The 18,226-nt window shown below is 51.2% G+C and carries 13 protein-coding genes and 2 tRNA genes; 11 read left to right on the top strand and 4 right to left on the bottom strand.

Going from position 1 to position 18,226, the window contains the following annotated elements; all coding sequences use genetic code 11:
* Nucleotides 1-154 precede the first annotated feature (154 nt).
* The 5 genes from HRU10_07835 to HRU10_07815 all read left to right on the top strand — a co-directional run bounded on the left by HRU10_07835 (nt 155) and on the right by HRU10_07815 (nt 6,656).
* A tRNA-Lys gene (locus HRU10_07835) sits at nt 155-230 on the top strand.
* An 11-nt stretch (nt 231-241) separates the two neighbouring features.
* Nucleotides 242-317: transfer RNA gene (locus HRU10_07830), tRNA-Thr, on the top strand.
* Between the two features lie 339 nt (nt 318-656).
* Nucleotides 657-1,664, top strand: a complete 1,008-nt coding sequence (locus HRU10_07825; GenBank protein NRA27141.1) for a DUF4062 domain-containing protein — start codon at nt 657-659, stop codon at nt 1,662-1,664.
* Nucleotides 1,661-4,492 carry a hypothetical protein gene (locus tag HRU10_07820; GenBank protein ID NRA27140.1) on the top strand — a complete coding sequence of 944 codons (2,832 nt, stop codon included), beginning with the start codon at nt 1,661-1,663 and terminating at the stop codon, nt 4,490-4,492. The genes HRU10_07825 and HRU10_07820 overlap by 4 nt, the downstream gene beginning before the upstream one ends.
* Nucleotides 4,493-4,511: 19 nt before the next feature.
* A complete protein-coding gene (locus HRU10_07815) occupies nt 4,512-6,656 on the top strand; it encodes a hypothetical protein (protein ID NRA27139.1) in 2,145 nt (714 codons plus the stop codon).
* 34 nt (nt 6,657-6,690) lie between these two features.
* On the opposite strand, the gene HRU10_07810 is transcribed toward HRU10_07815, so the two are convergent.
* On the bottom strand, nt 6,691-7,521 hold the full coding sequence (locus tag HRU10_07810) for an SDR family NAD(P)-dependent oxidoreductase (protein ID NRA27138.1): 831 nt from the start codon (nt 7,519-7,521) through the stop codon (nt 6,691-6,693).
* 58 nt (nt 7,522-7,579) lie between these two features.
* On the opposite strand from HRU10_07810, the gene raiA reads away from it, so the two are divergent.
* The 5 genes from raiA to HRU10_07785 all read left to right on the top strand — a co-directional run bounded on the left by raiA (nt 7,580) and on the right by HRU10_07785 (nt 13,220).
* Nucleotides 7,580-7,948, top strand: a complete 369-nt coding sequence (gene raiA / locus HRU10_07805) for a ribosome-associated translation inhibitor RaiA (GenBank protein ID NRA27137.1) — start codon at nt 7,580-7,582, stop codon at nt 7,946-7,948.
* A 609-nt stretch (nt 7,949-8,557) separates the two neighbouring features.
* Nucleotides 8,558-9,382 (top strand): DUF3891 family protein, encoded by an 825-nt coding sequence (locus tag HRU10_07800; GenBank protein NRA27136.1) that lies wholly within the window; start codon nt 8,558-8,560, stop codon nt 9,380-9,382.
* 44 nt (nt 9,383-9,426) lie between these two features.
* The gene (locus HRU10_07795) at nt 9,427-10,560 is read left to right on the top strand and encodes a peptide chain release factor 2 (GenBank protein NRA27135.1); all 1,134 of its coding nucleotides are present in this window, start codon (nt 9,427-9,429) and stop codon (nt 10,558-10,560) included.
* A 3-nt stretch (nt 10,561-10,563) separates the two neighbouring features.
* A complete protein-coding gene (locus HRU10_07790) occupies nt 10,564-11,985 on the top strand; it encodes a hypothetical protein (GenBank protein ID NRA27134.1) in 1,422 nt (473 codons plus the stop codon).
* Between the two features lie 14 nt (nt 11,986-11,999).
* A complete protein-coding gene (locus HRU10_07785) occupies nt 12,000-13,220 on the top strand; it encodes an AMP-binding protein (protein ID NRA27133.1) in 1,221 nt (406 codons plus the stop codon).
* A 140-nt stretch (nt 13,221-13,360) separates the two neighbouring features.
* Here HRU10_07785 and HRU10_07780 read toward each other — a convergent pair whose 3' ends face one another.
* The 3 genes from HRU10_07780 to HRU10_07770 all read right to left on the bottom strand — a co-directional run bounded on the left by HRU10_07780 (nt 13,361) and on the right by HRU10_07770 (nt 16,808).
* Nucleotides 13,361-14,338, bottom strand: coding sequence for a transposase (locus HRU10_07780; protein ID NRA27132.1), 978 nt, complete (start codon nt 14,336-14,338; stop codon nt 13,361-13,363).
* A 136-nt stretch (nt 14,339-14,474) separates the two neighbouring features.
* A complete protein-coding gene (locus tag HRU10_07775; protein NRA27131.1) occupies nt 14,475-15,740 on the bottom strand; it encodes a hypothetical protein in 1,266 nt (421 codons plus the stop codon).
* A gap of 219 nt (nt 15,741-15,959) precedes the next feature.
* Entirely contained in the window at nt 15,960-16,808 is an 849-nt protein-coding gene (locus HRU10_07770) for a serine/threonine-protein phosphatase (GenBank protein NRA27130.1), read from the bottom strand.
* A gap of 92 nt (nt 16,809-16,900) precedes the next feature.
* Between HRU10_07770 and HRU10_07765 the strand changes: the two genes are divergently transcribed.
* The gene (locus HRU10_07765) at nt 16,901-18,220 is read left to right on the top strand and encodes a TolC family protein (protein NRA27129.1); all 1,320 of its coding nucleotides are present in this window, start codon (nt 16,901-16,903) and stop codon (nt 18,218-18,220) included.
* Nucleotides 18,221-18,226 lie beyond the last annotated feature (6 nt).

Below are 18,226 nucleotides of genomic sequence, written 5' to 3'. Positions count from 1 at the left end.
GATAGCGAGTAATAGCTCCTCTCTTTTACGGTGATCGTTGTATATCCAGTGCAAAGAACTCCCCGTCCCCTCAATTAGGCCCCATGCGTGTTCCCCAAATAGATTTTTCTTGATTCACTGGTATACCTCTGTCTCTTTCTTCACTTTCGCTTCTGGGCGACTAGCTCAATCGGTAGAGCAGTTGACTCTTAATCAATTGGTTCGGGGTTCGAGTCCCCGGTCGCCTACCATATTTTTAAACGCCTCCTTAGCTCAGCTGGTAGAGCAGTTGATTTGTAATCATCAGGTCGTCGGTTCGATCCCGTCAGGAGGCTCCATTTAAACCCCTAAGCTGCTGAGGCTTAGGGGTTTTGTTTTTCTAATTTTTCCGGTGACTCGATAACGTTTCCAAAAGGCTTCTCTTGTCAGTTGGGACGGTTCATTTCGCAAAAGGCTTTAGGCCCAGCATTGTCGCGGCGCTTGGAACGACACTTGAGGTTATTCGTTCAATATTTATTCCTTATAATATCGGCCTAAGATGAGAAATCATTTTATTCTTTGCCGTCGGTGTGACTTATGCTTTCCGGGTATAGAATTAAAATATGTAAAGAAACCGATGGACTCGCTGTCGTTTTTGGTAGCGTTCAAGGATTGTTTTTCAACTAAGGCTAGGATTAATGAAAAAAGTTTCCCGCGATGACTCGATTCGAGTGTTTATCTCCGCTACAAGCGCGGATCTCTCGTCGGTGCGTGATGTGATCTACAAAGCGTTGCGGGTGAAGCATCATGTGCCGATCGAACAGGATGATTTTGCCCCCGATTATCGCTCGGTCAGTGACATGCTCATCGAGAAAATCAGTGGATGTGATGTTATGATTCACGTGGTCGGTATGCACTACGGTGCAGAGCCAGACCTCGATGGCCTCCCCGATTCGGCGACGCGACAGTCGTACACGCAGATGGAGGCCCAGATTGCCAATACGCTCAATAAGCGTCTCTATATTTTTATATGCCCTGAAGACTTTCCCTACGACCCGTCGCCAGAAGAATCTGAAGAAAAACAGAAGCTTCAGAGAGAGTATCGTGCCTCGATCCGCAGTAAGTTTAGAAATAAAATCCGCAATAAGCTTACCGACCTTGATGACACTCGAAACAGGATTCGTGACCTCAATCTTGAAGTTGAGTCACTGAGAGAGAAGATAATCAGATTGCAGCGCTATTTGATGACGGCATTTGTTTTGGCGATAGGGGTGATTGCGATTGTGATTGGGGTAGTTTTAAGCCAGGCTGAGCTTGATCCATCCCCACCGCCTTCTGAAGCAAGCGAACGGTTTTTCGCGGTGGAAGTTACCGGCGCGTCGGGGGCTTTCCCGATCGCCCAAGTTTCAATCGATTTACTTAAGCAGCTGGTCGAAACCCGGCTCAAAGTCTCTGAGATGGATGGGACACTCACGGTCGAATTGGCTCCACCGGAAGGCATACGTTTTGGCGACACATTCGGCTATCAAAAGGCATCGGCTTTCGTGGTATTTGAAGGTAATCCTGCTTTTGAGCCTTTTCAGGTGACAGAGGAGTTTGCAGTCAATGGAGATGAGTTGACACCGGATGGGAGCACTTACGAGAGCGAAGCACTGCGGGAATTATCCGCGCTTATAGCAACGGAGCTCCAAAAAAGAATTCAATGATGAAGAACTGTAACAAAATTTGGTTGCGAGCCCTGTATGGTGCAGTCGCTTGCCTATTATTGGCGATTTCTTCGCCTTCGGCCCACGGTATCTTGGGCTTAGAGAAGCTAGTGGGCGGCGACTCAAAGGAGAAGGAAGCTGGTAGTGCAGATGAGGCGCAGCTTAAAAGCAAATCGTTGATGCAGACTCTGGGTTCCTCTGGTGGCTTTGGTAAGACTGAGATTGCGCTGACGATCCTCACCTTGCTCGACAATATCGATGAGGTGGAAGATGAGGTGAATTCGGCCCAGACGATGATGTCAGAAAGCCTGGGTCATTATAACCAGTCGATGTATATCCAAAGGGCTCTTATTTCAGAGTATAATCAGGCTCTTAGAACTTCTGGCTTACTTAAAAATCTCACCGATGATTTAGGTGAGCAAATTGCGTTTTCTAAATGGGAGAAAATCGAGGCATCAGATTCCTTGGGAGCGATTGTTTTGCAGGCGAGGCAACAAAGTGAAGGCATCATGACTGCCCAAGCCCAGTTGATCGAAACCTATGAGGAGCTTATTGAGTCATTGGGCGATAGCGGAAACCGGGATCTATATTTGACTCAAATTGAGCGCAGCAAAGCAGCTTTCGAAAGTCATTCGGCGATCTTCAGAGAGCAAATCTTGAATGCGTTGAGCTTATTTAATGACTCTGAACGTGCTTACCGTGGGAGCACCGTAAAGCTCGCCAGTGAGTATGCAAAGATTGTGGGGAAGGTCGTATTAGTGGAGCGCCTGGTGGATGACCCGACGAGTGACCCACGTGTGTTTGAGGCGATCCAGAATGCCAATCGCCTCTTTAAGGCCACGTCTGAATACAAAGAGCGGGTTCCAGTGTATCGGAAATTTAAGATGGAAGCGAACCAGGCGGCAGCCAAGGTGCGCACGAGCGGTGTCTCGATGGATCGTGCGTCTAAGTCTTTGGAGGCGACCTTCGACGCAATCGCTCTCAAGGAAGCCGAAGTCGAAAATGAAGCGGCGATGCTCCAGAAGTCTGAATCCGTCTCAGAAGCGACCGTGGTCGACGCGTCTACAGATGACTTCATGAGCGACTTCTTGAAGGAAGAGATTGAGGAGTATCAAATTGCAAAAGATGAACTCGACCTAGCCAGCAAATCCATTGCACGGCCCGGTATAAAGCCGGGACAGCTGGACGGCATCTTATTGGCCAATTTGACAGCCGCTGATTACAAACTCGTAGGGGTCTATCCAACAAAGGCCGATGTCGTGGCTCTTTTGAACGACACCGCTTTTCTGTTAAGTCAGAGTGAAGCGCTGCTCGTGCAGGCACGATCTGAGATTGGGAAACTCTCCTTTGAAGTTTCAGACTCAGTCGGGGCGGAATCCGATGCACCGACACCGCCGGCTCTGGAACACTTTGGGAGCGAATCAATCCTGGACGCTTTCGATCGTGTAGATACCTATGCGAAGCGGATTGCGGCACTCCAGACAGCGATAAAAACGGATTCGAAGTCAATAGAGCGCGCAGTCAAAAAGGATCCATTAAGTATTCGCTTCTCGCCGACTCTCCGGTCTGCGAGGGGCTGGATTGAGAGTGAGGCTGTGTTGATCCAAGCCGATGCACAGCGTGTGGCAGAGAGTTTTTCAGCACTTATCGATGGATTAGATGGGGAAATAAAACGTTTGAAGGACTGGCGTGAACTTCTCGAAGACCAGGAAGACTGGATGAAAAAGCTGGTCGCAGTCGAAGAACCTGAAAAGTTTGAACTGCTCACCGTTCAAATCGCCGCCTTTGCGAAGGACTTGGATCGTGAGCACGACTTGGCTAAAAAGATAATAAGTCGAGGGCGTGCCTTAAGTAAGCACCTCTCGTTAGCAGGTATGTCTCCCAGAGATATGTCAGCGCAGTTGGCTTCATTTGAACCAGCGGTTGAAGTCGTGCGTCCCCGGGAAACCGCTCATGTAGAGCCGATCACTCCATTATTTGCGGATGCCCTGGATGCTTGGCATAAGAGCCGTCCAGAAAATGATTGGATTGCCGCGGTTCCCGATCTTGAAGAATTAAGGCAAGCTTTGACAGACGGGCGCGTCCGGCGGAGCACATTCATCGATGATTTGGCGGCGAGAGAGAAAGCACTCTATCTCGCCATCGCTGACTCCTCAGCTAACTTGCGAGCGGTTAATAGAGGCACCAATGCCCTTTTGGAGATCATCAAAAATGCACGCAAGAAACCCAGTGATCAATCTACTCTCGAAGCAGACCTTATCGCTGCCTGGAGTTCTGGGACGCCCGTTAAATCTGGGCGCAGGGGACCGTTCGCAGATTGGTTGTCAGTCGTGGGCAGTCTCGAAAAATCACAGACAAAGCTGTTCAAAGACATCGAGAAATTGCGCACCAAGGACTTGGGTAAGGTCAAAGACTGGAATGCCTTGGCTCTGGGCCTTGCAACTACGATTACTGAGCTAGAGCGCAAGTATACGCTCTTTGTTGATGAGGAGCATCAAAGACTCATTGACGCGCGCGGCCCCTATGCGGAGCTGATCCAGTATGTTTCTGACGAATACTGGAATGAAGAGATCGCAACAGAATCCATATCCGTTTACAGCAAACTGCTGGACGAGACGGTTTCTGGAGAATTTGCCTCAGATTCATCGGTCCGGATCAAGACCTTGGACAGCTTTGTCGATCGCAAAAAATGGTATGATGCGGGAGCTGCGGCGCTCATACAACGCCACAAGCAACTACCCAACCGGATCAACGCTAGCATAAACCTCCTGCGACAGGTGGAATCCATTGTATTGGAGAAATCACAAGAGGTAGCCCTAAATCAGTAGAATAACCTATCCCTATCCTATGAGCCAATTAGCTGTGCGCACACTTCCGTTTTGTCTTCTTCTGTTCACCCATGGGCTCCTCGCCCAGACAAGTGATCTAGATGATTTTGAACTCTTCTTAAGCGACTCCGAAACATCAGATGCCGAAGGGGTGGACTATCACCCCCTCTTTACCTTCGGCGGGATGACGACTACCCTCCGTGAGAATGAAATGAGCGCCTGGGATCGGGCATTTTTTGAAGCGGCTCAGAAAGACGATGAAATCGCGGGAAAGACAATAGATGTGCTCTTCCGAGAACTGGAAGCGGCACCCATTTCATATGAATTCGATTATCTCTATTCTGACTTCTCCAATTGGGAAGAGGCCGATCGAGCGTCGCGGTCTGATGTAGCTTTTCGCGAGATCGAAAAAGAGCGTGGTGTCATGGTTTTCTTAAACTATCAGGGCGCCTATTTCTTTCGAGATGAAGCCAATTTCACGAATGGCACGCACGCGGTGAAAGATGAAAATTGGGTCTTCTTTGACCTGCTATTTATTTCCACACGCTCTCAAAAACTGTTGGCCAACTTACCTATCATGCTGCGCCCTTCGCTGGGTAAAAAAGCTGACCCCACGGAGCTCTTATCAGAACTTTCCGGTGTGTTGAGGCAAGAAGCGACGATCCAGCGTGTGGTAGATCAGGTGTTTCCAGTCGTCGAGAACGAATCGCTCAGCTACAGAGATGCTTTGCGGATTCTGGCAGCTAGCGTCGATGAGCGTTATCGGATGGGAATCAGCGATGTGGGTAAAATGGAGCGATTCATGGAGGCTTTATTGGCGGCAGCGCATTCCAAGCACATGCCTGTATTGCCGCCGATGGAGATTGATCGTGACCGCCTAGAAGCCGCCATCTTTGGAGTAAATCTCATGGCTGCCGAGGCCTTCATCCCGGGAGACGATGCAGAGTATAATTTTGTCGAGAGCGATATGCCCCTGGTAGTGTTTAAATTTGGTGACGTGCGCAACGAGGCAGCCTTCGAATTTGGAAATGTGTTCAAGCGTGGCGGGGGAAGTCACAACCTCGATAATTTTGCGCAGCGGGCCATTCTGACCGTGCATCCCGCAGACGCTCCAGCCAAGAAGCTTTCTATCGATGTGGAGTCTTATGCGCCGAAGGCACTTTCTGAGTTTCCCGAAGCAAGGAGCTACACAGCATTGGCAAACTTGTGCACGGAAATTTTCTTGAACGGCCCGATCTTTGAATTGCTTGAAGAACCAGTCATCGAAGTCGCTCAATCGAGTCCGGTGGTTGCTGAGCAAGGGTCGCCATCTGCGGAGATTAACTATGAGGCGGGTTTCTATTTTGTGGTCGAAGGCCTGCCAGGGATGAGTGAGATCGAATTGGAGGACCTAGATGCCCAAGTGTCCAGCGCGGTGGCCATCGCGTTTAATCGAGTGGATGAGATTACCGTGAAGACGGATATTTACGACCTGATTGACACGGCAGCGACCGAGTATGCTCAGCGCTACCCGGAAAGAACATTCGGCGATCACTATCAGCGTTCGGTCTCCATCCTCAAAAAAAATGCGGTGTCTGATCAGGATATAGATCTGTTATTTGCCGGACGCATGAGCCTCCGCGTAGAGAATGCTGACAACGACCTCTGGAAGGCGAGTGCCACCATCAGCCAGGGACAGCTCATCGAAACCTTCTCCAGCGAGGGAAATACCAAAAACTTTAGATTCTCCGCAGCGACCATGGACCCTTCAAAAGATGTAGCCATCGAAAAGGCGATCATCGTTGCGGCGGAAAAATTGTCGCAGCAAAAGGCGCTCGTCGAGTTTTTAGACTCAGCCAAAACGATGGCGCAACGCGGAATCCGCCTGCAGTTGAAAGTGTATGGGGGCCAACTCTTTCACCGGGTTCTCAGGAGTTTCCTCAGGGAAAATGGCCAACTCAGCGATGGGGATTCCGACGTTGTTCGTGGTGCCAATGGATTCGTTTACGACTATCGCAGTCCGATGCTGACCACAGGCCCGTTTCCGACTTCCCAGGAATTATCCGAAGAACTCGGTCTAGAAGTAGAAAGCTATCGTCGCGGTAACACTGTGATTATCGCAGATAGCTCTGACAAAAACGCGATGAAGGTGCTCGAAGACGCCAAAAAATTTCGGGCAGACTGAAGTTGAGATTTAAGATGGCCTGCAGCGCCTCTCTCTAATTATCTGCTCGCCAAGCCTTTAGGACTGCGGCTGCCACCCGTGCTTTGAGGGCCGTTGGGAAAGGGCTCGCTAGGCTGGTGAGGAGTTTATTCTTCCAGCCAGAGACGACGATGGGGCCTCTCTTTTTTGCTAATGCCTTCCAGACAGTGGCGGCGACGTCGGATGAGGTTTCGTTGAGAAATTTAGTGGACTCTGGGGCGCCGCCTGCCAGACCGGCGGCTGAGAAAAAATTAGTTTCTGTAGGGCCAGGACAGACGCAGAGGGCGCGCGTTCTGGGGTAGGCTCCGGATTGACGCAGTTCCTCGTGAAGCGCGGTGGTCCAATTGAGGACAAAGGCTTTTGTGGCACCGTAAGCTGCCATGTGAGGGCTCGGTTGAAAACTCGCTGTGGAGGCGATATTGACGACAGCGCCGCCGCGTTTTTGGAGAGTCTCCCAAAGTATGCCCGTGCCTTGGACGAGTGCGCGGATGTTTAGATCGATCATCGAGAGACTGCGCTCAAGCTGTGATGCATCGAACCGACCGTATACCCCGAAGCCGGCGTTATTTATCAGCAGAACCGGATTCGAATTACTTTGAAAATCATCGCTATTAGCCAGGCTGTAAAAAGCGCGTTTAACTACTTCTGGATCACTCAAATCCGCCGAAATATGTTGGACAGCGGGAACCCAAGTTCTAATTTCGGGTTTAGTTCGAGAAATGGTCCACACTTTAAAACCAGGATCAGCTGCCACAAGCTCATCAAGAAGGGCACGTCCAATGCCCGAAGAGGCTCCAGTGATTATTGCGGAGCCGAAGGCTTCCAAAGTTTTTTCAAGCGATATCATTTTGTGTGTGTCTCCGGTTGATACACATGTTCACCACAATAAGAGAAAGGAAACCAGCATGAAGCAACACGATGTCATTATCTCAGGAAACCACCTAGACCTGACAGATTCTATCAAGAACATCGTAATTCAAAAGGTTGAGAAACTATACCAGCACGAAAACCGGATTATTCGTCTGCGTGTGGAGCTCGACCTCGAGAAAAACAAGAAATCGGACGATCAACATGTAGCCAAATGCTTGCTGGAGCGCCGTGGCCCGACGATCGTCGTGTCTGCAAAATCTGAGGACCTCTACAAATCAATCGATTTGATGGTCCAAAAGATGGATCGGCAATTGCGCCGGGCTTCTCGCCTGGACCGGGTGAAACGGAAACAAACCCATTCCATAGACATCCCAGCCGATCTGCCCAAGGTGGATGCTGCCTGATTAGACTCCTCCCAGTCTTTAACCCAAACATTCCTCAGAAGACTCGCCTTGCACGGCGGGTCTTCTTTTTTTGGAGTCCGCTAATAAACGCGAATGCACGCTAATTTTTAGGAGCTGTAAGCTTTTAGAAAGCTGAGAGGTTCGAGGGATCAATATAAATTATATACCAATACTCTGGTGACCTTCGGAAGGATCTCGATCGATCCAATCAGAAGCGCACTGGCTGCAGCCTCCGCCAAAAGATTCGCGTTCATTGGCGTGCATTCGCGGATTTCTTCCCTAAAAGCTACAGCGCTCGCGGAAATCTCGGCTTGGATCGTTGAACACTAGGTGGTGAGCTTATCGGATCCTTTAGGAGAGGATTCATGGATCCGCGAATACACGCGAATTTTTTTGAGTGCTGCGTCTCGGTATGTTCTTCGACACGGGCATATCAGCCCCCTGGAGGGCGGCGCTTCGTAGCCGCCAGGACATTCCAGGAATTATAAATTCTCATCTGCGTGAATCTGTTCAATCTGCGGATAATTATCTCGAAAAATCATTCGTTGTTCATTGGCAGATCAGAAATTTAGTCCATTCCTGCACGGTTTCCGCTATCATCCCCAGACAATGCTTAGACTAGAGAAAGATAATGGGTGGATCCTCATTACCCACCCAGCGCACGGAAAATTGGCCGGCCATTTTGCTGCGGCTTGGGGCAACGAAACCTTTCTCCACCCGGAGCCAATCGATCTTGTGAACTTGGGTGTGACTCACCACGACGATGCCTGGGCTGTGCGCGATGCCGATCCCTTTGTGACACGTGAAGGGCTGCCCAGCGCATTTTCCAAGGAGCTTGTTGGCACCTATGATTCCTTTGAAGAAATCGATATGGCTGATTATCTGGCGGTGCGGGGTGCGGCGGCGGAAAAAGTAGCAGAGCATGCCGCTTATTCCGCGATACTGGTCTCGATGCACACGCATAATTTGCTGACCGCCCATGTCGATCCCGCCACGCTTACCGAGGATCAAGCCGGGCAGCTCGACACCTTCTTGAAAGAGCAAACAGCACGACGTGTCGCGTGGATTGAAGCGTGCTCTACTGATCCGAAACTTACAGCAAATGCGACGCCGGAAGCCCTACAATGGGGCTTTGAATTTCTCCAAGCCTGCGACAGCCTTTCCCTCATTGCATGTGTGGGTTATCAAGAGCCGATCTTTCTCCAGCATGAGCATCCGATGGCCGACGGCTCTAAGACGAAAGTCCGCTGTGAGCACCTGGGTGAACATCGCTTCCATCTTGATCCATTACCTTTCCAAGGCAGCGAACAATCGTTCTCCGTGCCTTATCGTTTCGTGAAAGGAATTGAGTTTCAGGATAATGACGCTTTGCGCCGCGCTTGGCATGCAGCACCTGAGCAGATGCTGGAGATCAGTTTCTGCAAAAGGAGTTGAAAATCCACCTAAACTTCCGCCTTATCGGGCGCTTATGATTACGCCTGAAACTCGCTCCCAGATGGAAGAAATCGTGCGTCGTGCCGGACACCTCTGGAGGTATCTTTGACGTCGATAACAAGAAGACGCGCATCGGCGAGCTGGATGCGAAAATGGCAGATCCAGGTTTCTGGGACGATCAAAACGCCTCCCAAGCCATCATCAGCGAGGCCAATACTCTGAAGAGCGCCATCAAGCCGCTTGTCGATTACCAAGATAAAATCGACGAGTATCAGACTATGGAGGAGCTCGTTGAGGAGTCGGATCCCGACGAAGCCGAAATGATGGCAGAGGAAGCAAATACCCTAGCTGCCGAATTATTTGATCAGATCGACGCCCTGGAAATCGCCAGTTTCTTGGACGAGCCAATGGACAAGTGTAATGCCATTGTGAGCATTAATGCCGGGGCAGGGGGTACCGAGTCATGCGATTGGGCGGATATGCTCCTGCGTATGTATACACGCTGGGGGGAACGTCAGGGCTATGGAGTCGAGATCCTTGACCTGGTCCCGGGTGAAGAGGCAGGTATTTCCAAAGCAGAATTACGCGTGGCAGGCGTGAATGCTTACGGCTATGCTCGGGCTGAACGGGGGGTGCATCGGCTCGTGCGCATTAGCCCTTTTGACAGTAATAAACGCCGTCATACGTCATTTTGTGCAGTCGACGTGATCGCTGAGCTCGATGACGACATTGAAGTAGACATTCGCCCTGAGGATCTTCGTATCGACACGTATCGGGCATCCGGCAAAGGCGGCCAGCATGTCAATAAGACTGAATCTGCCATCCGCATCACTCATTTACCCACCAACATCGTGGTGGCCTGCCAAAACGAGCGTTCTCAGCATAAGAATAAAGCCACGGCCATGAAAATGCTGAAGTCTAGAGTCTATGAAAAAATCCAGGACGAGAAGCGCTCGGAACTGGAGAAATATTATGGCGACAAGGGTGAGATCGGCTGGGGCAACCAAATCCGCTCGTATGTGTTTCAACCGTATCAAATGGTGAAGGACTTGCGGACAGGGGTGGACAATGGCAATGTCCAGGGAGTGATGGACGGAGATCTTGAGAAATTTATCCATAGTTGGCTGCGCGCCGGAAAGCCGCGCTCACGCAATAAAGATATCCAGATGGAGGATTGATCGATGGATCACGCGTATCTGGAACAGGCCTTTGACGATCAGGAGCTTTTTGAGGACAAAACTTGGCGGATTTCTCCCGAACCCTTCCGACTCAGTCAGCGACAGGCTGATGAGATTGAAAAAATTGGGACCGCTTGTCTGGCATTCTACGGAGCCCTGGAAAATCTTTATTTGAAGTCTCGCCAGGGTAAAAACCTCTTGCGCAACCGGCGGCTTGAAGCTCGTTGGGTGGCGGATTACCTGGAGCGGGGAAAACCAACAGAGCTTGTCGAGCACGCCACAGACAAAGAGCTCAAAGGCCAGTTGCCCCGTGTTATCCGGCCGGACCTCCTTTGGACCGACGATGGCTTTGTGCTGACGGAAATGGACTCCGTGCCCGGAGGTATTGGTCTGACCGCCTACCTGAATCAGCTCTACAGCGAAGGTTTTGCAGAGACGCTCATCGGATCGAACACATCGATCCGGGACGCATTTTATCAAGCGCTTAAGGCTGGGTGTCCGGACAAGCATAACCCGTTCATAGCCATTGTGGTCTCAGAAGAAGCGGCCACCTATCGTCCAGAAATGGATTGGCTCGCCGAGCAGTATCAGCGCGAGGGTCACCGCGTCTTTGTGTTCCATCCTGAGGATCTGATGCCTTTAGGCGAAAGCATGTGCGTCGACATCGACGGAAACCCCCAAGAGGTCGACCTTATCTACCGGTTTTGGGAGCTTTTCGACCTGCCGAACGTATCGGTCGCTCCATTTCTCCTAAAAATGCGTCGTGAACATCTCATCAAGGTCACGCCCCCGATGCGGACATTTCAGGAGGAAAAACTCAATCTGGCGCTGTTTCATCATCACCTACTCGAGGATTACTGGAAAGAAGCCCTGCCCAAAAAAGACTATAAGCTTCTCAAGAAGATAATTCCTCAGAGCTGGATTGTTGATCCCGTTGACTTGCCGCCAGGTGCGGTTTTGGACGGACCGCCAGTCGGAGGTAAGGCCATAAACAGGTGGGAACAGCTGGCCGAAGCTTCTCAAAAGGAGCGTAACCTGATTCTCAAATTGTCGGGCTTTCATGAGGAAGCTTGGGGTGCGCGGAGTGTTGTCTTGGGCAGCGATTGCTCCCGCGAGGAGTGGGAAGAGTCCGTAAAGCAAGCCGTAGAAATCGCGAGCGAGTCGCTTTACATCCTTCAAGAATATCGCAAACCATCACGACTGCGCCATCCAGTCTATAATGACTCGGGAGAAATCTACGAGATGCAGGGCCGCGTTCGTTTGTGCCCTTACTACTTCGTGACCGATGAAGAGTTCGCCCAGGCTAAATTGACCGGAATATTGGCAACATTCTGTCCTGCTGATAAAAAGATAATCCACGGAATGAAAGATGCAGCGCTGATCCCCTGTCACGTTCCGAGTGAATCGGATCAGGCGGCAGATTGAAGACGGAGCCCCCGATGAACTTCATCGAGTCGTTTAGTTGGATTATTTCTGAAGCAGATCGCCCCCGATACGCTTTGCACGTGGCGCGATGTCTCGGTGCCGATCCTGAGATCGGCCCGCGTGCGTCATGGATTCAAGAGACAGACCCCGTCCTATTTCTTGGTCGACTCGCTGCGGGCTTAGAAAAAAAGGAGAAGCTTTGGCTCGTCCCACCGCGTTGGTCGAACACGGAGAAAGATGCTCTGGAGGAACAGGTAGAAGCGGATTTTTCCTTTGGCGAACCCGGTGACATATTGATTCCGACTGGGGGGAGCTCGGGTCAGATTAAATGCGCGCGGCACACGTGGGACACCCTAAAAGCCGCCGCCGATGCATTGTTTGCACGCCTCGGCATGCCGATTGGAAGTTGGATTCATCTTCCTTTAGCTCATGTCAGTGGATTGATGCCAGTGGTGCGTGCTGTTGTGAGCGGTGGAAGTGTTCGGTTTGGGAATGAGGTTGCGACTCGGCCGGAAAACTTGCAAGGGGTATGGACGACTTCGATCGTGGGTACCCAGCTCAAGCGCATTCTGGATGCGGGTGAAACATCGGCGTACCATGCCTTTGACATCGTCTTCATCGGAGGGGGTCCCGTCGACTCGGTGCTCTTGGAAGCCGCTCGCGACGTAGGACTTGCCCTAGCTCCTTGTTATGGAGCGACGGAGACAGCAGCGATGGTGAGCTACCTTGAGCCTGATCAGTTCGGCCAGGGTCAGGTGAATGCAGGTAGCTTGCTTCCGGGAGTTAGCATCGAGTCCGATGAGAACGGTCAACTGTTGATAACCAGCCCAGCAAATTGCTTAGGTTATGCCGGGCAGCCGCGATGTGCCCCAGGCACGCCCTGGCAGAGTGGAGACTTGGGGACACTCACTGATGACCGCCTTAGCATCCAGGGTCGAGTAGACCGCCTCATCATTACCGGAGGCGAGAAAGTGAACCCATTGGAGGTAGAGTCAGCTCTAAGGTCACTGCCTGCGGTCATAGATGCTTTGGTTGTGGGACAAGTAGATGCAGAATGGGGTGAGCGGGTGGTCGCATGGGTTGTTTCAGAGGACGGATTTCAGCCCGATAATGTTTCCTTGCCACTGGCTCGTTATAAGTGGCCCCGAAACTATGTTTTGGTCGAAAAACTGCCGCTACAGGGAAACGGCAAGGTCGATCCGGTGGCTCTAGCCAAGTTACTTGCTGAGCTCTAGAGCAATTTGTTCTCGGTATTCGGTCATCTTGCGATGTTCTCATTCAAACCGAATTATGCGACAGGAGCGTGTAAGGAGGTGCAAGATGTATCACACAAGGCCTGTGGAGGGCAGTGCTTCGTCACCGCCATCTGTTGAATCTAAGACTTCCGCAGTCGCTTAAAGCTTGTCAGTCCGCTCATTGCCTCACCGGACATACCTTTAGGTAAGCGTTTCCTACGATCACCGATAAGCTCCGTCCATGCGGCGATATGCTTCTCTACAAAATACGAAGACCCAATTACAGCACCTTGAGTAAAATAGCGAATGCGTTGACGCAGAAGAACTGGCAAGGGTAGGGCACCTTCAGCATGCATTACTTCATCAAAAGCCTTCTCGGTGATACCAGCTCCCTCCCCATTTCGCTTGGGCTCCACGCCCTTGGCAAAGATGACCGTCCGATACACAGCGAGTGCCTTCGAGAAATCATCATGAAGGGTCATCGCACAGAGAGCCGTCTTGAGCTGATGTTGACCAGCTAAGGCTTCAGCATAGCCACAGAAGCGATAGTCTTTTGGATCATCTACCAGCTTCGCCCGTATCGGATTCAGATCTATATAGGCGGCAACTGTCCGCAGCACAGCTGGGTTATCTTCGATAACGGTGCTCTTGAATCGATCACACCAGAGTGGTCCATACCGGCCCCGGCTACGATTAAACCAAATCGAGAAACGCTGTTTCAGCGTTTTCATAAATTCGGACAAATCCCCCATACGCGCTTGAAGTATCCGACGTATTCGCTGCCCCTCCTCAGAATTCACCTCCAAAGCCTGCTTCAGGACTGCCAAATCCATAGGCTGATGATCTGTTGGTTTCGGATACAAGAGCGCATACCGCCTCAACAATTCCGTGTCTGAAACCTGTTTCGCAGCACCACACACCCGCACCAATACATGCATGTGATTCGACATCACTGCATAAGCCAATACCTCCACTCCCGAAAAGCCAGCCACCTGCCACAACATCTTACGCATCACTTCCTTCTCCCGATCCTCAAAGAAAAACTCACCATTAACCGTCCGCGTCATGCAGTGATAAACCGCGCTCTCAGCTACTCCATAGATCCGTCTAGTTCTCATATTTCTAGAAAAAATCACAAAATCACCACAATGTCTATAAATATAAGTCCGTCCTTTATTTTAAACCGTCTACATAAATATCCCCGTCCTTTTAAAGAGTTTAAAGAGGATTGGATGGGTGTTCACAATAAGCATGCTAAAGTTGGGCGTAGATCACTTTGAGGCTGGCTATTGCGGTCGCTATGAGTTGATTGGCGCTGAGTTGATGTCGGAGCCATCGGATAAACTTCAGACATAATTGGGACCGCTCGGAGGGGTTTTGAAACAGGAGACTTGAGAACGCCCGGCCGTGCTTCTCGCAGTTTGCCCGGGCTGCTTTGTCGCGCTTGTGGCGGCGCTGGGTCTCTTTTACATCCTCTACCCCTACCGTCGTCTCCAGAATAACCGTCAGGTTGTGCGCTAGACACAGAAACTGTGCTTGCACCGATTTAGAGGTTTGGGAGCTGGCCCATGCCTTTGTCTCATCCAGCTTGTTTTTGAACGTATCGTAAGTCTTCTCAATGTCCCAGCGTCGCAAATACAACCAGGCCAATACACCGAGCCGAACCTGCATGTGGTTTGTTATGAACGCGTAGATTGTGCCGCTGACTGGACACTGATATTCAATGTATCTAAACGTCTTCCCGCTGGTCTCAGAGCTTGCAAGCTGATCTTTGAGCACCCCGGCATTGACCGGATCCTCTGGATCAAAATCCAAGCTCCCGTATTGAGTGATTTTCAATGATTCCTTGGTGCGGGTCAAAAAATAGACGCCGCAGGTCTGCTTGCACTTGTCCCAAAAACGGAAATCAATCACCGCCCGGTCCCAGACATAGAGGACTTGCCTGCCGGTCCCTGCACCCTGTCTGAGTTGGGCTGCATCGAGGCGCTTGAGCGCGCTGAGATCATGCTCCTTTTTCTTGCGCCCGTCTTGCAAGTCAGCCGCAGTGAGATGAGTCATTGCGCGTATACGATAATTGAGGGTGTAAAAATGACCGACTGCGCGGCGCTTGCCCTTGATCGGTTTTTCGTGCGTGCTGGCCTCATGATAATGACCGTCACCGGCATACACATCGATGCCAGATAAATCTTCAAGGGAGTCGATCTGGCTGTGAGGATGGGCGGGCATGTTGTGCGCAACGTGCGCATTAATTTCCTCAACCAAGGACAAGCGGCGGCGGCTTTTGAGTGTTGCAAAAAAGGCCGTCACCTGGACTGCCGGGTAGTCCGCAGTCATGGCCCAATGCTGAAGAAAACTGCGCCCGCTGCGATGTTGCCCCAATGCCCGCTCGATTCCCATTTGAAGCCACTGCTGATCGGGAAGCTCACGGCAAAGTCTCTGGCATTTACTGCGGTGAACCGCGGCCTGCAAAGGTGTGTATAGTATATCTCTAAATAACTGACTATCAATATTTTGCTGCATATGGTTAATTTTTTGTCCCCACCTCAGAGTCAACCCTATAATGGCCGGATCGGGCATTATTGGGTATTTTTATGAAAATCCCACCCCGCAAGGACCCCTCAAATCCCAAGCCCTAGGCGGGCTCACTTGGTCCCATAGATTCGCTGTCAGAGGTTAATTTAACGCGCAGTTGTGAACACCCATCAGAGGATTGGGAGGCTAAGTTGTGTGCGATCGATCTCAACGCCTGAACAATCGGACCAAACCTTGAGCCAGTGTAGGTATGTCGATGATTGCCAGGGTGGTGTTATCGTGACCCGATGCCTTGAGAGCCGCATCGATGAGTGCTTGGCCGATGGTGGCGCAGTCTTCTTTGGCGAGATCGTTGAACAGCGCTTTGAGTTGTTTCGGATAGAGTGAATCGGAGAGGCCATCCGAGCAGAGCATCCAGCGATCTCCCGGTTGCATCTCTATTGGGATTACGTCCGGTTGAGGTCGAAAGTCGTCATCTTCGCCTCCGAGGGCTTGATCGATATAACTCTGCAATGGATGGTTCAGTGCTTCGTCTTCAGAGATTTTTCCCTCTCTAAGCAGGGCTGCCACCGGAGAGTGGTCCATACTGACCTGTTCCAGCTCTTTGTCGCGGAATCGATAGCAGCGACTGTCTCCGACGTGGAGCAGCCAAGCTCCCTGTGATGACATGATAATAGCGGATAGCGTTGTCGCCATACCGAACAAATCCGGCTTGTTTCTGATTTCTTTCCTTATCTGAAAATGAGCTTCCAGTGCCGCTTCTTCGAGGAGGGGCGCCGCGTTTCCCTGATCGAATGTCGCTCCAAACTGCTTCAATTGTTTGTTGATGGTGTCGAGTGCCATTTGGCTGGCGATTTCGCCTCCAGCACTGCCGCCAACCCCGTCAGCTACCGCTGCCATGACGATCGGGTTTTCCGTAGTAATTGCTAACTCTACCTTCTTTCCTGTCACATCAGATCCCCCAGCAATGCCGAGGAAGAGGGCATCTTCATTATTAGGGCGCTCTTTTCCTACATCAGTAGCTGCGAATCCGCTTAATCTCTGAAAATGCGACATAAATAGGTTAGCCTCTTAAGATCGGACAATCGGGGTCACAAAGTAATAATTCCTTGTCATCGTTTTTCCGGCGGGCCAGCGTTTTTCGTTTTATGAGCAAACCATTAGTCAGGGTTTTGTTATGTCTTTTCGGGTCTTTTGGATCTGCATGGGCACTCGACACTGAAGCCGTATTTCCCGAGGAGCATTTTGAGCGGCTTCGTTCTTATTTGGGGATCGCTGCGAATAGAGTATTGGGAATCGAGGCTATTGAAGAAGAACGCCGAGCTTGGATCGATGCGGGAAATGCCGCCGATAGGACACAGGTCAGTGGACTTGTTTATGGGGCGGGTATTCTTGAAAATCGAGAGGATGGAGAATTTGACGAACGTGCACGGGTGACATGGGAGCTGAATGGAGAGCGCACGCTCTTTCGCTTCTCCGATGGTATGGAAGCACGTCGTGCACTGGGAGCTCTTGAGGGATCACGCGTTACACTGGATGCACGTGTCGACTCCGCTGCTTGGCTACTCCGGGTGCGTGTGTTGTATTTCGAGCTGATCGCCGCAGATGCCATGGCCGATTCGTTTGAGCGCGCGCTCCCCGTCTTGCGAGACCAAGTGGAGACGCTGGAAGCATTGGGAGATAGTGGTCGTATCGCGGCTCTTGATGTGGAAGAAGCGGCCCTTTGGCTATATCAGATCGAAGGAGAGTCGCGCAATGCTGATCAACGCCGACGGCTCTTGCATGCGGATTTGAGTGGGTTTATCGGAATGAACGACATTCCAGAAGCAGGAGACGCGGAGAAGATTCGATTTCGGAAAGTGGATCGTTTGACTGAGGTCAAGGCTACGGAGAAGAACACCATCATGAGCCGTCCCGCTGATTTGGAACGTGTCGAGAGCGAGATCGATGGAGCGAATGCTATGGCTCAGATTGAAGAGTCTGAGCGTTGGCCTCGCGTGGTCGCGCGCAGTCGTGTCTATCAAGATGAGCTCCAGGGGCCTCGTTTTGACGGGACAATCACACGTACGAACGCTGAAATTATGCTCGGTGTGGAGTGGAAGATCTGGGATAGCGGTCGTTCAGCTAGCCGTGCGCGTGCACACCGCTTGCGGGCAGAACGTTTGGCTTCGACCCGCGCACGCCATTTGGCCGCCCACCATAGGCATATACGTGCTTTAGAAGCGGAACTCGAGGGGCGCGTGTTTGATTTTGAAATGGCGCAGCGTAGTTTGGCCCTGCAAAAAAGGCATTTGAGTGCAGCTACCGAGGCCGCACGGCTAGATCCGCAGGTCTTAATGGAAGAGCTCGGCTATCAGCTGGATGTGTTAAAGACGGAGCTGGATCTCGCTCGGACAATATCTGCGTATTGGCATACCCGTTCACGTTTGGTGCAGAAGGCCATGGGTGAGCCGTTTTTGCAATTTTAGGCACGC

The sequence above is a fragment of the Opitutales bacterium genome, from assembly GCA_013215165.1.
GTDB lineage: Bacteria > Verrucomicrobiota > Verrucomicrobiia > Opitutales > JABSRG01 > JABSRG01.
This window is presented reverse-complemented; position numbering and strand designations above follow the sequence as displayed.

Excerpts from the sequence above, each read along its gene's own strand:
- HRU10_07825 (NRA27141.1), top strand. The coding sequence starts at position 657 with ATGAAAAAAGTTTCCCGCGATGACTCGATTCGAGTGTTTATCTCCGCT.
- HRU10_07820 (NRA27140.1), top strand. The coding sequence starts at position 1,661 with ATGATGAAGAACTGTAACAAAATTTGGTTGCGAGCCCTGTATGGTGCA.
- HRU10_07815 (NRA27139.1), top strand. The coding sequence starts at position 4,512 with ATGAGCCAATTAGCTGTGCGCACACTTCCGTTTTGTCTTCTTCTGTTC.
- HRU10_07810 (NRA27138.1), bottom strand. The coding sequence starts at position 7,521 with ATGATATCGCTTGAAAAAACTTTGGAAGCCTTCGGCTCCGCAATAATC.
- raiA (NRA27137.1), top strand. The coding sequence starts at position 7,580 with ATGAAGCAACACGATGTCATTATCTCAGGAAACCACCTAGACCTGACA.
- HRU10_07800 (NRA27136.1), top strand. The coding sequence starts at position 8,558 with ATGCTTAGACTAGAGAAAGATAATGGGTGGATCCTCATTACCCACCCA.
- HRU10_07790 (NRA27134.1), top strand. The coding sequence starts at position 10,564 with ATGGATCACGCGTATCTGGAACAGGCCTTTGACGATCAGGAGCTTTTT.
- HRU10_07785 (NRA27133.1), top strand. The coding sequence starts at position 12,000 with ATGAACTTCATCGAGTCGTTTAGTTGGATTATTTCTGAAGCAGATCGC.
- HRU10_07780 (NRA27132.1), bottom strand. The coding sequence starts at position 14,338 with ATGAGAACTAGACGGATCTATGGAGTAGCTGAGAGCGCGGTTTATCAC.
- HRU10_07775 (NRA27131.1), bottom strand. The coding sequence starts at position 15,740 with ATGCAGCAAAATATTGATAGTCAGTTATTTAGAGATATACTATACACA.
- HRU10_07770 (NRA27130.1), bottom strand. The coding sequence starts at position 16,808 with ATGTCGCATTTTCAGAGATTAAGCGGATTCGCAGCTACTGATGTAGGA.
- HRU10_07765 (NRA27129.1), top strand. The coding sequence starts at position 16,901 with ATGAGCAAACCATTAGTCAGGGTTTTGTTATGTCTTTTCGGGTCTTTT.